This window comes from Mumia sp. Pv4-285 (genome assembly GCF_041320275.1).
Taxonomy (GTDB): domain Bacteria; phylum Actinomycetota; class Actinomycetes; order Propionibacteriales; family Nocardioidaceae; genus Mumia; species Mumia qirimensis.
Window position 1 is genome coordinate 4,313,016 of the sequence record NZ_CP162023.1, and the last position, 14,346, is coordinate 4,327,361.

Here is a 14,346-nt window from a genome sequence, read left to right on the forward strand (position 1 = left end):
GGTCAAGGTCCTACCGTGACGCCATGACCTCCACCTGTGGCGGGCCCCAGCTCCGCGTCGCGGTCGTCTGCCTCGGCAACATCTGCCGGTCCCCCATGGCCGACGTCGTGCTGGAGCACAAGCTGGACGAGGCCGGGCTCGCGGACACCGTCCACGTCGACTCCGCAGGGACCGGTGACTGGCACCGCGGGGAGCCGATGGATCCCCGCGCGGCTGCCGTCCTCACCGAGCACGGGTACGACCCGTCGCGCCATCGCGCGCGGCAGGTCACGGCCGACTGGTTCGACGACCACGACCTGATCCTCACGATGGACGACGCCAACTTCGACGACGTGGCCGCTCTCGCCCGTACGCCGCAAGAGCGGGAGAAGGTCCGGAAGTTCCGCTCGTACGACCCTGCCGCGTCGCTGGGCGACGACGAGGTCCCCGACCCCTGGTACGGCGGGCCCGACGGCTTCGTCACCGTGCTCCGGATGGTCGAGCGCACGGCGGACGCCATCGTGGCAGCAGCGCCGGGCCTGACCGAGGAGGTCTCTCGCTAGGCCGAGCGTCGTTGCACGACGAGGGGCAGTGCGGCCCGCTCCTGTGTACCGTCTGCTCATGGCGCGCATGGGGGGCATCGCAGCGAAGGCGGAGGCACTGCTGGGGGTCACGGTCGTCGCGACGACCTCGGTGGCCGGCGGCGACACCAACACCGCCACCCGGCTGCGTCTGACCGACGGTCGCAGCGCCGTGATGAAGACGCGACCCCAGGCTCCGCACGACTTCTACACGTCCGAGGCCGAGGGGCTGCAGTGGCTCGGCGAGGCCGGCGGTGCGCTCGTCCCCGACGTGCTCGGTGTCGCCGAGGACTGCCTGGTCATCTCCTGGATAGAGCCGGGCAAGGCGACGACCGACGCGGCCGAGTCGTTCGGCCGCGGACTCGCGACCACCCACGCGGCCGGTGCGGACGAGTTCGGCTATGCCCGCGACGGCTACATCGGCCTCGCCCCGCTACCGAACAAGCCCGCCACCACGTGGACCGAGTTCTACGCGACGCGCCGCGTCCTCCCCTACCTCAAGGTCGCCGTCGACCGCGGCGCGATGACCACCGAGGAGGCGGCCCCCGTGGAGGAGGTGGTCCGACGACTCGACGAGCTCGCCGGACCCTCCGAGCCCCCGGCGCGCATCCACGGCGACCTCTGGTCCGGCAACGTCGTCTGGTCGACCGAGGACCGTGCCTACCTCATCGATCCGGCGGCGCACGGCGGCCACCGCGAGACCGACCTCGCCATGCTCGCGCTGTTCGGCATCCAGCACCTCCAGCGCATCATCGACGCGTACGACGAGGTGTCGCCGCTCGCCGAGGGCTGGCAGTCTCGCGTGCCGCTGCACCAGCTCCACCCGCTGCTCGTGCACGCCGCGCTGTTCGGCGGCGGCTACGGAGAGCGCGCCGTGGCTGCTGCCTCGTACGTGCTCGCCGGCGAGCTGCCACGACCCGACCCGGCGGGCTAGCAGCGCGACCGGACGGCGCCGTCAGGCGACGAAGATGCAGAACGGATGGCCCGACGGGTCCGCGAGGACGAAGAGAGGTTCTTCGGCGTCGTCGCTGCGGTCGAGGAGCAGCTCGGCACCGAGGGCCTCCGCGCGCTCGCGATGGCGGCAGAGCTCGGCGAGGTCCGTCACGGTGAAGTCGATGTGCAGCTGCATCGGGACGTCCGGGCTCGGCCAGGTCGTCCGCTCGAGCCGCTCCACCTTCTGGAACGCCAGCATGCGCTTGTCGTCCCCGTCCACCAGCGCCAGCCAGCCCGGGGGGTCGTCGGTCGCCGATGAGCCGGGCTCGTCGCCCGGCCGGTAGCGAAGACCGAGGAGCTCACGGTAGAACTCGGACACGTACGACGCAGAAGGCGAGCCGTCCGCTTCTTCGGCGCCGTTCAGGTCTCCCTCAGCCGAACCTGGCACCCTGGCATGCATGCGCATCCTCGTGGTCGACGACGACAGGGCGGTCCGTGACTCCCTGCGCCGCTCCTTGGAGTTCAACGGGTACGCCGTCGACGTCGCGTCGGACGGCGCCGAGGCGCTCGCACGCGTCCCGATGATCAATCCCGACGCGATCGTGATGGACGTGATGATGCCGCGGCTCGACGGCCTCGACGCGACACGCGCCCTGCGAGCGGCCGGCAACGACGTCCCGATCCTCGTGCTCACGGCGAAGGACGCGGTCGACGAACGCGTCGACGGTCTCGATGCCGGGGCGGACGACTACCTCACGAAGCCGTTCGCGCTCGCCGAGCTCCTCGCCCGACTCCGCGCATTGCTGCGCCGAGCGACCCGCCCGCCCGAGGGCGACGACGAGGAGGTCGTCCTCGAGTTCGCCGACCTGACGATGAACACCGCCACGCGTGAGGTCCAGCGCGGAGACCGATCGATCTCGCTCACACGCACGGAGTTCGCGCTGCTCGAGCTGTTCATGGAGCGCCCGAAGCGTGTCCTCGAGCGCTCGTTCATCCTCGAGGAGGTCTGGGGTTTCGACTTCCCGACGACCGCCAACTCCCTGGAGGTCTACGTCGGCTACGTCCGGCGCAAGCTGGAGGCCGACGGCGAGCCGCGTCTGCTCCACACCATGCGTGGGGTGGGTTACGTCCTGCGGGAGACCGCACCGTGACGGGTCGCCCGACGTGACCGATCCCGCTCGCACCCGCTCGTGGCGTCGCTGGCTGCACGACCACACCCAGCACGTCTCGCTGGCCGCCCGCATCTCGATCCTGACGACAGCCGCCGTCGGGATCACCCTCGCCTGTCTCAGCGCGATCATCTACGTGAGCGTCAAGTCGGAGTTCACCTCGTCGGTCGACGAGAACCTCGTCTCGCGTGCGACGGCCGCCGTGCGCGCGGGAGTCGTCACCGAGGCCGACATCCAAGGCCTGCCCGAGGCTGCGCTCCTCGCCGCAGACGTCCACATGGCCGTCATCGAGGCCGACAAGGACTACACCGGGCTCGAGAGCTTCGTCGGACGAGACGAGCTCGCCGTGGCGGCGGGTCGACAGTCGACCTCGCTGCGGACCTCCAAGATCGGCGGCACCAGCTATCGCATCGTCGCCGTCAACGCCGGACCGGGCCGCGCGCTCGTCCTCGGCCAGTCCCTCGCGAACATGGATGCCGCGCTCGAACGCCTGCGCGTCGTGCTGTGGACCGTCGGCGCCTTCGGCGTGCTCGTCGCCGGACTGCTCGGGTCGGTCGTCGCGACCAGCGGACTGCGCCCGGTCCGCCGGCTCACGACCGCCGTCGAGAAGGTCGCGCGGACCGAGGAGCTGCAGCCGATCGCGGTCCACGGGCGCGACGACCTCGCCCGCCTCACCGTCGCGTACAACCAGATGATGGTGGCGCTCGACGCGTCGCAGCAGCGCCAGCGGCAGCTGGTCGCTGACGCCGGTCACGAGCTCCGTACGCCGCTCACCTCGATGAAGACCAACATCGAGCTTCTAGGCCAGGCCGAGGCGCGCGGCGGGATGTCCGCGGCCGCCCGGCGCGAGCTCATCGGGGACGTCCATGCCCAGCTCGACGAGCTGGCGACGCTGGTCGGCGACCTCGTCGAGCTCGCGCGGGATGCGGGCGCCCCCGACCCCGAGCCGATCGACCTCGTCGACGTCGTCGAGACCGCGGTCGAGCGGGTCCAGCGGCGAGCTCCTGGCATCTCGATGAACGTGCAGCTCGAGCCGTGGATCGTCGTCGGCGAGTCCCGTGCGCTCGAGCGTGCGGTCACGAACCTGCTCGACAACGCCGCCAAGTGGAGCCCGCCGCTGGGCGAGATCGAGGTACGCCTGCGCGACGGCGTGCTCACGGTCGCCGACGCCGGACCCGGGATCAACGACGAGGACCTCCCGCACGTCTTCGACCGCTTCTACCGCTCGCGCGACGCGCGCCGCCTGCCCGGTTCCGGGCTCGGTCTCGCCATCGTCGCGCAGGCGGCGCAGCGCCACGGCGGCACGGTCACGGCCTCCCGGGGCCCGAACGGCGGCGCGCTGATGACGTTGCGGATCCCGGGACAGGGAGCGGTCGGAGACGACCCGCCGCGTCCCGCACCAGCCCCCTGAGGTCTTCTCGTGCTCCTAGGGACGTCTCAGGTACCTCTAAGAAGCGCGCGCCATGCTGAAGCCATGAACGAAGAATCCCGCCCGTCAGACCCCACGGGTCCGGCACCGCAGCCGGCGCCGCAGCCCACTCCCTCCTACGCGGCTCCGAGCAGCACGGGATACCCGAGCAGCACGGGGTACCCGAGCACCTCGGGCGCCCCGGCCGGCGCGGAGTACACCCACCGCTACGGCGCCACCGGCACACAGGAGCGTGCGGCCGAGCACACCCAGCCGTACCCGTTCGGGTTCACCCCCAACACGCCGACGCCGCCGCCGTCGAAGCCGAAGACCCGCAGCGGTGGCCTCGCCGCCGCCGTGGTCGCGGGTGCCCTCGTCGCCGGCCTCGTGGGTGGACTCGGTGGAGCCGCCGGCTACAACGCGCTCAACGACGACGCGAGCACCGGCACGCAGACCTCCTCGCTCGATGCGTCCAACGTGTCGAACAGCGCCATCCCCGAGACGCAGATCGAGAAGGTCGCGCAGTCCGTGCTTCCGTCGACCGTGCAGCTCAACGTGCGCGGCAGCCAGGAGAGCGGCAGCGGCACCGGCATCGTCATCAGCAGCGACGGCGAGATCCTCACGAACAACCACGTGGTCGAGGCGGCTGCGGACGGTGGTGAGATCACGGTGTCGTTCAACGACGGCTCGATCGCTCGCGCCGAGATCGTCGGACGCGACCCGGTGACCGACCTCGCGGTCGTCAAGGCCGCCGACAAGACCGGCCTCACGCCGGCGAAGCTCGGCAGCTCCGCCGACCTCCGCGTCGGCCAGCAGGTCGTCGCGATCGGCTCGCCGTTCGGTCTCGAGAGCACCGTGACGACCGGCATCGTGTCGGCCCTCAACCGCCCGGTCCAGGCCGGCGAGTCGGCCGAGACCAGCAACGTCTTCCCGGCGATCCAGACCGACGCCGCGATCAACCCGGGCAACTCGGGCGGGCCGCTGGTCGACGCCGACGGTGCCGTCATCGGCATCAACAGCGCCATCCGCACCAGCGGTGGCAGCGACTCGGGCTCGATCGGCCTCGGCTTCGCGATCCCGATCGACCTCGCCAAGAACGTCGCGGCACAGCTCGTCGACGGCAAGACCGTCGAGCACGCCCGGATCGGCGTCACCGTCTCGGACGCCGTCGAGTCGGACGGCATGACGACGATCGGCGCCGAGGTCAAGTCGGTCAGCGACGACAGCGCTGCCGCGAAGGCCGGGATGGAGACCGGCGACGTGATCGTCCGGATCGACGACCAGGCGATCGCCTCCTCCGACGCTCTCGTCGCCACCGTCCGCGGCTACCAGCCCGGCGACAAGGTCAAGGTGACCTACATGCGCGGCGGCGAGCAGAAGACGGCCGACGTCACGCTGGACTCCGACGGTGGTTCCCTGGGTTCCTGACCCAGTCCCCTCCGGAGAGGGCCGTACGCACAACGACGTGCGTACGGCCCTCTCTTTTGTGCCCGCCCGCCCGCCGTTTCCGTGTCCAGCACGGCGCGCCGCACGGCAGACTGGCCCCGTGCACTCCCTCCTGCGGGTCCTCGGCCGCCTGGTGCCGGTGGGGCTCGCCGTCGCGCTGGCGTCCCGCTGGCTCGACGTGACGGCGCGCGGCACCGTCCCCGCGGTCCAGGCGCTCGCACCGCTGTGGGTCGTGCTCACGGCGCTCACCGTTCTCGGGGTGCTGGTGCTGCGCAGGTGGCGGCTGCTGGCCTGGTACGCACCCGCGCTCGTCCTTGCGGCGTACGTCGCCGCGACGGCGTTGACGCACGACGGTGGCGCGGTCGACGCACGCACGCCGGGTCGCGACTTCGTGCTGGCGTCGCTGAACGCGGACTACGGCGAGGCGAACCCGACCGAGGTGGTCGCGCTCGTCAGCGAGCGGCACGTCGACGTCCTCGTCCTGCTCGAGGCCGACGCCGCGTACCTCGGCGCGCTCGACGCCGCCGGGATGGGCGATCTCATGCCGTTCCGGATGCACGCGGCCAGGGACAATCCCGTGGCCGGCTCGATGATCCTGGCCAGCCATCCTCTCTCCCCGGTCATCCAACCCGCCGAGCCGGGGGCGTACGAGTTCGAGCAGCCTGCGGCAGACCTCGTCGTGAGCAGCAGGATCGTCCGCATCCGGGCCGTCCACCCGTGGCCGCCGATCGGTGGCGGCGCGAGCGCGTGGCGGCGGCAGCTCGACAACCTGCGGATCTGGGCGGGGGCGCAGCCCGACGGGATCCCCGTCGTCCTCGCCGGCGACTTCAACGCGTCGTCGGACCACCCGGTGTTCCGGAGGCTCGCGGACGGCTTCGTCGACGCCGTGGACGCGGCCGGGCCGCGGCTGGCGCCGACCTGGCCCCGCGGGACGACGTGGGTGCCCCCGTTCGTCGCTCTCGACCACGTCCTCAGCCGCGGGGCGCTTCCGTACACCGCCGACACCTTCACGATCGACGGCACCGACCACGCCGGCGTGATCGCCCGGCTGCGCGTGCCCTGACCGCGAGTCGCCCCGGCCCGACCGCGAGTCACGCCAGGAGCTCGGCCACCATCTCGCCGATCAGGCGGTCGCCGTGCTGGGTCAGGATCGACTCGGCGTGGAACTGGATCCCGCGGTAGCCCGGCCCGGCCACCGTGTGCACGTCTCCCGACGCGGCGTCGGTCTCGATGCTCACGCCCTCGGGAAGCCCCGCCGACGGCTCGCGCGCCACGAAGGTGTTGTAGAAGCCGACCGTCTCCGTCCGCCCGCGCAGCGGGAGCACCGACTGCGTCCCCTGGAACACGATGTCCTTGTAGACGAGGTCGAGCCCGAGCGCACCGCACAGGACCTGGTGACCGAGACAGACGGCGAGGAACGGCGTACGCGAGCCGCGGAGGTCGTCGACGGCACGGCGTACGGCAGCGATCTTCGGGTCGTCGAGCTCGCGCGGGTCTCCCGGACCGGGTCCGACCACGACCAGGTCGTATCCGGCGTACGTCTCGGGGCCGGCGTAGGCCTCGTGGCGTACGACGTCGGCACTGATCCCGAGCACTCCGAGCACGTGCGACAGCATGTTGACGAAGTCGTCCTCGTTGTCGAGGATCAGCGCGCGCTTGCCCGCGAGCGAGGCCGCCGGCGCCGTACCCGCCTGGTCCGACAGCCAGAACTGGCTCAGACGCTGGTTGCGCGACCCGAGTGCGATGAGCACCTCGTCGTCGTGCGCGAACGCGTCGAACCCTGCGGTCGGTGCCGGTGCGGCGGGGACCAGTCCGAACGCGCTCAGCACCCCCGCCGCCTTCGCGTGCGTCTCCGCCGTCTCGTGGTGCGGGTCGGAGTCGCGCACCAGGGTCGCCCCCGCCGTCACCTTCAGGTTGCCGTCGAGGTCGACGTCGGCGGTCCGGATCAGGATCGGCGAGTCGGCCGTCGGCTCGCCGTCGGCGTCCCGGCCGATGAGTGCCGCCGCCGCCGAGTAGTAGCCGCGCCCCTCGGCCTCGTACTTCTTGATCAGCCGGCAGGCGTTCTCCACCGGGCTTCCCGTGACGGTGGCCGCGAACATCGAGTCGCGCAGCACCTCGCGCACGTCACGGTGCGTCCGGCCGGCGAGGAGGTACTCGGTGTGGACGAGGTGCGTCATCGGCTTGAGGTACGGCCCGAGAACCATGCCGCCCTCGCTGCAGATGTCGCACATCATCTTGAGCTCCTCGTCGACGACCATGAAGAGCTCGTAGATCTCCTTCTCGTCGTCGAGGAAGCGCAGCAGCTCGCGCTTGCGGTCGGCCTGGGTCTCGAGCCCGCGGAGCCGGAAGGTGCCGGAGATCGGGTTCATCCGGACCTGGCCCGCGTCGACGCTCACGTGCCGCTCGGGGCTCGCACCGATCAGGTAGCGCTCGCCGGTGAAGATCAGGAACGTCCAGTGCGCACCGCGCTCGCGCTCGAGCAGCCGGCGCAGCACCGTCAGGGCTCCGGTCGGCCCCCAGTCCGCCAGCCGCGCCCGGTAGTGACGGCCGATCACGAGGTTCGCACCCTCGCCCTGGCCGATCTCGGAGTCGATCACGGTGCGGACCATCGCCGCGTACGTCTCGTCGTCGGTCTCGAACCCGCCACGGTCGTCGAGCGCGACCTCTCCGTCGGGCAGCGCGGCGAGCAGCTCGTCCAGCCCGACCTCGACCGACGTCTCCGCAGCGATCACCGACAGCGGCGTGCCGTCGTCGTGGGCGTCGAAGCCGCGCTCGCGCACCTGGCGGTACGGGACGAGGACGAGGTTGTCGTACGAAGGGGAGGCCTTCGCTCCCGCCGGCGGAGCCACGGCTGGGGCGAGAGGCACGTCGAGCAGCGAGTCCACGTCGGTGCGGGTGCCGCCGAGGAGAAGCACACGGTCGGAGTCGCGCACGCGGATGATCGCGTACGCGGGAAGGGTGAGCAGATGCTCGAGAGCGTTCATCGTCGGTCCTCGTACGGGTTCGTCGGCCGACGCGATCTCCAGACGCGGCCGAGGAGGCGGGGTCTGGGAAACAGCACGAGACGCCACCTAGAGGTGGCGCCACCAACCAAGCGTGGTCCGTGCGGTCATGGGCGCGACTGTAGCGCACGCGCGCTCACAGCGACGCGGCACCGTTCACCGGGGTGACGGGCGCCGCGAAGCGCCAATGCGCGGCGAGCAGCGCGTCGATCGCCGCGAGCCCGTCCGCGACGCGCTGCTCGAGCGACCCCTTGAGCACGACCGTCGGTCGTCCGCTGGCTTCCAGGGCCTCGACGAACCGGCCTGTCATCCAGTCACGGATCCCTTCGCCGTCGCGCAGGCCGTCCTGCACGAAAGGGACGCCCTCGGGGTCGGTGAGGAGGTAGAGCGGGTGGTGGCGGGCAAGATCCTCCACCGCCGCCGACCGGGTCCCCTCGTACCGCTCGTGCCAGATGCCGGTCGCGAAGGCGTCGGTGTCGCAGACCAGGACCGGGCCACCGAGCCGCGCGGCAGCGTCCTCGAGCGCGTTCTGCGTGCGGGCGATCGTGACGAACTCGTCGCTGCGCCACACCAGCTCGTCCATCGTGGGCGGGGCCGCGATGCCGTCGACCCCCGCCTGCGCACGCGCGGTCGCGAGCTTCTCGACGGTGGCGTCGCGACCGTGCTCGGGCACCCATCGCGTCAGGCCGTGGCTCCCACCGCGGGCGCGGAGGGCGTCGCGCAGCGCGAGGGCGACCGTGGTCGTGCCCGTCGACTCCGCACCGACGACCACGACACGGCAGGCCAATGCGCCGCGGACCGGCTCCGCCAGCGACTCCCAGTGTGTGACCGGGTCCTGACGGACCGCGGTCGCACTGATGGGAGCCAGCACGCGGTCGGGGTCGACCGCGACCGGGCGGGCGCCGAGTCGACGTGCGAGCTCCTCTCCGTACGGCTCCGAGCTGAAGACCGCGGTGACCGGCTCGGGGGTCACCGTCGCCGCTAGGTCGCGGAACAGGCCGACGTGCAGGTCCCAGACGTCCGGGTCCTCGTAGTCGACGGGGTGCGGATCGGTCGCACCGACGATCGCGACGCCCTCGTCGTCACGGTGCACCTCGCGCAACCAAGCCACGCGGTCGGCGACCGGGATCGACTCGGCAGGATGGTCGAGCACCAGCACCGTCACCCGGTGCGAGACGGCGGCGGCGGTGCGGATCAGCAGGTGGTGGCCCGCGTGCGGCGGGTAGAACTTGCCGATGATGAGGCCGTGCGGCGTGCGCACGTTCATGCGGCCACCACCTCGGCCACCGGAGCCTCCTGCCGCACGAGCGCGCGACGCCAGGCGATCAGGCCGCGGATGCAGATGATCCCGTACACGAGGTACAGCAGCGCGATCAGCGGGAGGCCGCGGCTGAGGAACAGCGGCACCGAGACGACGTCGACCGCGATCCACACCCACCACGACTCGACAAGCTTCCTGGCCTGCCCGTACGTCGCGACGAGGCTGAGGGCCAGCGCCAGGCTGTCCCAGAACGGCACCGGCGAGTCGGTGAAGTGCCGGAGCCAGGCGAAGCTCGCGCCCAGGAGGAGGACGCCCGCGACGGCGAGCCCGACCCACTCGCGCCGGGTCGTCCGGCGGACGGGCTCCTGGTCCCCGTCGCGCCCTCCGCCGGTGCCGCGGGCCCAGACCGTCCAGCCGTAGACCCCGAGAGCGAAGAAGACGATCTGCAGCACACCGTCGGCGTACAGCTTGGCGTCCATGAACACCACGAGCAGGAAGACGTTGTTGGCGAGGCCGACCGGGAAGTTCCAGATGACCTCGCGCGAGACCCACCACACGCAGAGGACACCGGTGACCGCGCCGATCACCTCGGCCCACGAGAACGGCTCGCCCCACGCCGTGAAGGCCGGTTCGAAGAAGAGCTCCATCGTCTCCATCCTTTCTTGTCAGAACGACCATATCGCGATATTGGTCAGTTCGACAATAAAAGGGTGGTCAGTCGGTCGCCGTCGTCGTCTCCTCCGACAGCACCGGAAGCGTGTCGAACGCCGCGTACTCCTCGACGCCGATCGAGCCGTCGGGGTTGAAGTTGACCGGCTGGATGCCGACCGGGGAACCGTCGGCGTAGGTGATGAGGGTCGCCTGCGCCTGGCGACGGAGCTTGCTGCCCAGCGCGAACGCGAACGCCGCGCCACCGGTGCTGGCGTTCGTGAACGTGACGGTGCGTCGTCCGTCCTCCGAGATCAGCGCCGTCGGCCCACGCTGGACGTGCAGGTGACCGGAGACGACGAGGTCGACGCAGCCGGAGTCGGCGACCTCCTCCCCCGTCGTCGGGCTGTGCACCACGACCGTGCTGACACCGCCGTCCTCGCACGACGTCTCCGCCAGCTCCTCACCTTGCTGCTTGATGGAGGTGTCGCCCTGGCTCCAGCCCGCCGTCAGTCCCGAGCTCCGCGGATCGCTGAAGCCGATGAAGCGGATGCCCTCGACCTCGACGGGCTCGCCGTCCAGCACCGTGAAACCCGCCTTCTCCATCTGCTCGGTGACGTACGGACCCTCGTCGTGGTTGCCGGCGACCGCCACCACCGGCATGTCGCGGAACTGCTCGGCCAGCGAGCGGATGCTGAAGCCCTCCCACGAGCCACCGGTCGACGTGTCGTCGCCGGCATCGATGAGCAGCGACGCGCCGACCTCGTCCGAGACCGCCTTGACGACCTTGTCCATGCCGACGTTGTCGTGCCGGTCCGAGACGAGCACCGCGACGGTCTCGCCGTCCTCCGGCTGACGCAGCTGGTCGGCGACCTCGGGCACGCGCTCGGCGAGAGCGCCGTAGAACTTCACCGACGTGTCGTACGTCTTGATCGCGGACTCCACGATCGAACGGCTCGCGTCGGTGGCGCTCCCGGACGAGACCTGGACGCCGGTCAGGTCCCCCTCGTCGACCTCGGCGGCGATCTCCGGATAGACCTCCGCGATCGGCCGCCACCGCACGTCCGCGACCGTCTCCTCGGCGGGCTCCGGCCAGGTCAGCAGCACACCGGCGAGTACGAGCGCCAGCGCGAGCGCGACCAGCGCCCGCAACGGGGTGTGCTGGAGGTGCCGCTGTCGGACGGCGTCACGCAGGCGTCCGCCGATCTCTCGCCGTCGCCGTCGTCCGACGAGCATCCACACCGCGACCATCAGGATCGCCACTGCGAGCCCGGCACCGAGCCCACGCAACGCCGAGGCGATGGCGATGTCGCGCACCACGGCACCGATCTGCGCGATCTCGGCCTCCGGCTGAGAGGCGATGACGGCGTCGCGGGCGACGAGCTCGTTGAGGCTGTCGGCCTCGGTCTCACCGAGATCGATCGAGACGCCGAGGTCGAACGGCTGGTCGACGGCCATGCGGATGCGCGGCAGCACCGAGCCGAAGTCGAGCGTCGCATGACCGTCGAACGTCGGCGTGACCGTCCCGCTGTGCGCGCCGACCAGCACGGTGCGGTGGGCGTGCGTGAAGGTGGTCAGGCCGACGACGAACGCGACGACCAGTCCCACGGCCACCACGGCGACGGCGAGCACCCAGCGGTGCCGGCGCGGGCGTACGGAGGCGGGCGCGGGATCGGATGCGAGTGACTCGTTCGGCGAAGGCATCGCACCTAGTGTGGCGCACGCCCGAAACACGCGAGCTCGGCGTGCACGTCCTCCACTTGGACTGGCGCCCAAGATGTGACGCATCTAACATTCGGGGCACCCAGATGCACTTCCGAGCGGAGGACGGGCCATGCGGAGCAGCGGAGATCGACGCAGGCGTGGCAGGCGGACGACGGCGACGGGCGCCGCCCTGGCGGTGGTCGTCGGCATCCTCGCCGCGACGTCCTCGGCACAGGCGCAGAGCGAGTGGTGGGAGCCGACGAACCCGCCGGCGGTCGAGTCCGAGGTCAACGTGACCGGCGCTCCGTTCACGGGCACCGCACCGGACGGCGACGTCCGCGGCTACGTCGACGCCCACACGCACATGTTCTCCGACGAAGGCTTCGGCGGGCACGCGGTCTGCGGCGCGACCTTCAGCCCGGGCGGCATCGCCGACGCCCTGAAGGACTGCGACGGCCACCGGGTCTCGCTGCTCGAGAACCTCACGAACTCCGCGAAGGGCGCCGGTCCCCTCGACGCGCACGACACGACCGGCTGGCCGACGTTCCCGGAGTGGCCGACGTACTCGTCGTTCACGCACCAGCAGATGTACTACAAGTGGGTCGAGCGGGCGTGGCGCGGCGGCCAGCGGATCATGGTCAACGACCTCGTCTCCAACACCGGCCTCTGCACGATCCTCGGAGTCGTCGCCGGCCCGAACGAGGCCCCGTGCAACGACATGGACGCCGTCCGCCGCGAGGCCCGCAAGACGTACGAGCTGCAGGCGTACGTCGATGCGCAGTACGGCGGCGCGGGCCAGGGCTGGTTCCGTGTGGTCACCACGCCGCAGCAGGCGCGCAGCGTCGTGGAGCAGGGCAAGCTGGCCGTCGTCCTCGGCGTCGAGGTGTCGGAGCCGTTCGGCTGCAAGCAGGTTCTCGGCGTCGCCCAGTGCAGCAAGGGCGACATCGACCGGGGGCTCGACGAGCTCAAGGGTCTCGGCGTCAGCAGCATGTTCCTCTGCCACAAGTTCGACAACGCGCTCTGCGGCGTCCGCTACGACGAGGGGACGACCGGCCTCATCGTCAACGTCGGGCAGTTCCTGACCACCGGCACCTGGTGGAACCCGCAGCCGTGCAAGCCCGGCCAGACCCCCGACAACACCGTGATCGGCGGCGTGATCCCCAAGGAGCTGGCGATCATCCCGGGTCTCCCTGCCGTCCTGCCGCTCTATCCCACCGGGCCGCACTGCAATCCGAGGGGCCTGTCCGACCTCGGCGAGTACGCGCTCAAGGGCATGATGCAGCGCAACATGATGGTCGAGCTCGACCACATGAGCGCGAAGGCGGCCGACCGCGCGTTCGACCTGATGGAGGCTGCCGGCTATCCCGGCGCGCTGTCGAGCCACAGCTGGCTCGCGGGCACGTCGACGGAGCGGCTCTACCAGCTGGGCGGGTTCGCGACGCAGTACGGCCACTCGGTCGGCGAGTACGTCGCCGACTGGCAGGCCACTCGCGCACTGCGGGAGAAGTACGGCGTGGGCTACGGCTACGGGACGGACATGAACGGCTTCGGCGGGACGCCCGCTCCTCCGGCGGACGACGCCCAGCGGATCACGTACCCGTTCACGTCCGTCGACGGCGGCGCGGTGCTCGACCGGCAGCGTACGGGCCAGCGCGTGTGGGACTACAACGTCGAGGGCGTGGCCCACTACGGGATGGTCCCGGACTGGATCGAGAGCCTCCGGCGTACGGCGGGGTCGGAGATCACCGACGACCTGATGGCCGGAGCCCAGTCGTACCTCGACACCTGGAACGCGTCGGCCGGATGGGCACCGGGAACCAACCTGGCCCGCGGGGCCGCGGCAACGGCCAGCTCGACGGAGTGGACGCTGCTCGGACGGCTCAAGCCGCCGCAGGCCGTGGACGGCTCACTGTCGACGCGCTGGGCGAGCGCCTGGGGCCGCGACAGCGAGTGGTTCCGCGTGGACCTCGCGACGCCGCGCCAGGTCTCGCGGGTGACGATCGACTGGGAGGACGCGTACGCCTCGCGCTACCGCATCGAGACGTCGCTCGACGGCTCCGCGTGGTCGACCGATGCGACGGTCACCGCGTCGAACGGCGGCACCGACGTCGTACGTGTCCCGACGACGTCGGCCCGCTACGTTCGGGTGGTGAGCGAGAAGCGCGCGACGCAGTACGGCATCTCGATCCGCGAGCTGGGCGTCTTCAGCTGACGC

At 71.1% G+C, this 14,346-nt stretch carries 12 protein-coding genes; 7 read left to right on the top strand and 5 right to left on the bottom strand.

The annotated features are described in order from the left end of the window. The first annotated feature begins 23 nt into the window (after positions 1-23). Both AB3M34_RS20610 and AB3M34_RS20615 read left to right on the top strand, forming a co-directional pair. Complete coding sequence (locus AB3M34_RS20610) at positions 24-542, top strand: low molecular weight protein-tyrosine-phosphatase (protein WP_370616728.1); 519 nt, start codon at positions 24-26, stop codon at positions 540-542. Positions 543-600: 58 nt separating this feature from the next. Beyond that, positions 601-1,494 (top strand): fructosamine kinase family protein, encoded by an 894-nt coding sequence (locus tag AB3M34_RS20615; RefSeq protein ID WP_370616729.1) that lies wholly within the window; start codon positions 601-603, stop codon positions 1,492-1,494. Positions 1,495-1,515: 21 nt separating this feature from the next. On the opposite strand, the gene AB3M34_RS20620 is transcribed toward AB3M34_RS20615, so the two are convergent. Further along, on the bottom strand, positions 1,516-1,953 hold the full coding sequence (locus tag AB3M34_RS20620) for a VOC family protein (protein ID WP_370616730.1): 438 nt from the start codon (positions 1,951-1,953) through the stop codon (positions 1,516-1,518). Between AB3M34_RS20620 and AB3M34_RS20625 the strand changes: the two genes are divergently transcribed. From AB3M34_RS20625 to AB3M34_RS20640, 4 genes are all read left to right on the top strand, one after another. Next, a complete protein-coding gene (locus AB3M34_RS20625; protein WP_370616731.1) occupies positions 1,952-2,644 on the top strand; it encodes a response regulator transcription factor in 693 nt (230 codons plus the stop codon). The two genes, AB3M34_RS20620 and AB3M34_RS20625, sit on opposite strands and share 2 nt — an antisense overlap. A 13-nt stretch (positions 2,645-2,657) precedes the next feature. Further along, positions 2,658-4,073, top strand: coding sequence for a sensor histidine kinase (locus AB3M34_RS20630; protein ID WP_370616732.1), 1,416 nt, complete (start codon positions 2,658-2,660; stop codon positions 4,071-4,073). Between the two features lie 63 nt (positions 4,074-4,136). Then, on the top strand, positions 4,137-5,498 hold the full coding sequence (locus AB3M34_RS20635) for a S1C family serine protease (RefSeq protein WP_370616733.1): 1,362 nt from the start codon (positions 4,137-4,139) through the stop codon (positions 5,496-5,498). A gap of 118 nt (positions 5,499-5,616) precedes the next feature. After that, the gene (locus tag AB3M34_RS20640; protein ID WP_370616734.1) at positions 5,617-6,579 is read left to right on the top strand and encodes an endonuclease/exonuclease/phosphatase family protein; all 963 of its coding nucleotides are present in this window, start codon (positions 5,617-5,619) and stop codon (positions 6,577-6,579) included. Positions 6,580-6,607: 28 nt separating this feature from the next. Here AB3M34_RS20640 and AB3M34_RS20645 read toward each other — a convergent pair whose 3' ends face one another. From AB3M34_RS20645 to AB3M34_RS20660, 4 genes are all read right to left on the bottom strand, one after another. Beyond that, complete coding sequence (locus AB3M34_RS20645) at positions 6,608-8,500, bottom strand: anthranilate synthase family protein (protein WP_370616735.1); 1,893 nt, start codon at positions 8,498-8,500, stop codon at positions 6,608-6,610. A 154-nt stretch (positions 8,501-8,654) separates the two neighbouring features. Continuing rightward, complete coding sequence (locus AB3M34_RS20650; protein ID WP_370616736.1) at positions 8,655-9,785, bottom strand: AAA family ATPase; 1,131 nt, start codon at positions 9,783-9,785, stop codon at positions 8,655-8,657. Then, a complete protein-coding gene (pnuC, locus tag AB3M34_RS20655) occupies positions 9,782-10,426 on the bottom strand; it encodes a nicotinamide riboside transporter PnuC (protein WP_370616737.1) in 645 nt (214 codons plus the stop codon). Before pnuC ends, AB3M34_RS20650 begins: the two co-directional genes overlap by 4 nt. 67 nt (positions 10,427-10,493) lie before the next feature. Next, the gene (locus AB3M34_RS20660; RefSeq protein ID WP_370616738.1) at positions 10,494-12,131 is read right to left on the bottom strand and encodes a metallophosphoesterase family protein; all 1,638 of its coding nucleotides are present in this window, start codon (positions 12,129-12,131) and stop codon (positions 10,494-10,496) included. A gap of 130 nt (positions 12,132-12,261) precedes the next feature. Here AB3M34_RS20660 and AB3M34_RS20665 point away from each other — a divergent pair, with 130 nt between their 5' ends. Then, complete coding sequence (locus tag AB3M34_RS20665) at positions 12,262-14,343, top strand: discoidin domain-containing protein (protein WP_370616739.1); 2,082 nt, start codon at positions 12,262-12,264, stop codon at positions 14,341-14,343. Positions 14,344-14,346: the final 3 nt, after the last annotated feature.

Excerpts from the sequence above, each read along its gene's own strand:
- AB3M34_RS20610 (WP_370616728.1), top strand. The coding sequence starts at position 24 with ATGACCTCCACCTGTGGCGGGCCCCAGCTCCGCGTCGCGGTCGTCTGC.
- AB3M34_RS20615 (WP_370616729.1), top strand. The coding sequence starts at position 601 with ATGGCGCGCATGGGGGGCATCGCAGCGAAGGCGGAGGCACTGCTGGGG.
- AB3M34_RS20625 (WP_370616731.1), top strand. The coding sequence starts at position 1,952 with ATGCGCATCCTCGTGGTCGACGACGACAGGGCGGTCCGTGACTCCCTG.
- AB3M34_RS20620 (WP_370616730.1), bottom strand. The coding sequence starts at position 1,953 with ATGCATGCCAGGGTGCCAGGTTCGGCTGAGGGAGACCTGAACGGCGCC.
- AB3M34_RS20635 (WP_370616733.1), top strand. The coding sequence starts at position 4,137 with ATGAACGAAGAATCCCGCCCGTCAGACCCCACGGGTCCGGCACCGCAG.
- AB3M34_RS20645 (WP_370616735.1), bottom strand. The coding sequence starts at position 8,500 with ATGAACGCTCTCGAGCATCTGCTCACCCTTCCCGCGTACGCGATCATC.
- AB3M34_RS20650 (WP_370616736.1), bottom strand. The coding sequence starts at position 9,785 with ATGAACGTGCGCACGCCGCACGGCCTCATCATCGGCAAGTTCTACCCG.
- pnuC (WP_370616737.1), bottom strand. The coding sequence starts at position 10,426 with ATGGAGCTCTTCTTCGAACCGGCCTTCACGGCGTGGGGCGAGCCGTTC.
- AB3M34_RS20660 (WP_370616738.1), bottom strand. The coding sequence starts at position 12,131 with ATGCCTTCGCCGAACGAGTCACTCGCATCCGATCCCGCGCCCGCCTCC.
- AB3M34_RS20665 (WP_370616739.1), top strand. The coding sequence starts at position 12,262 with ATGCGGAGCAGCGGAGATCGACGCAGGCGTGGCAGGCGGACGACGGCG.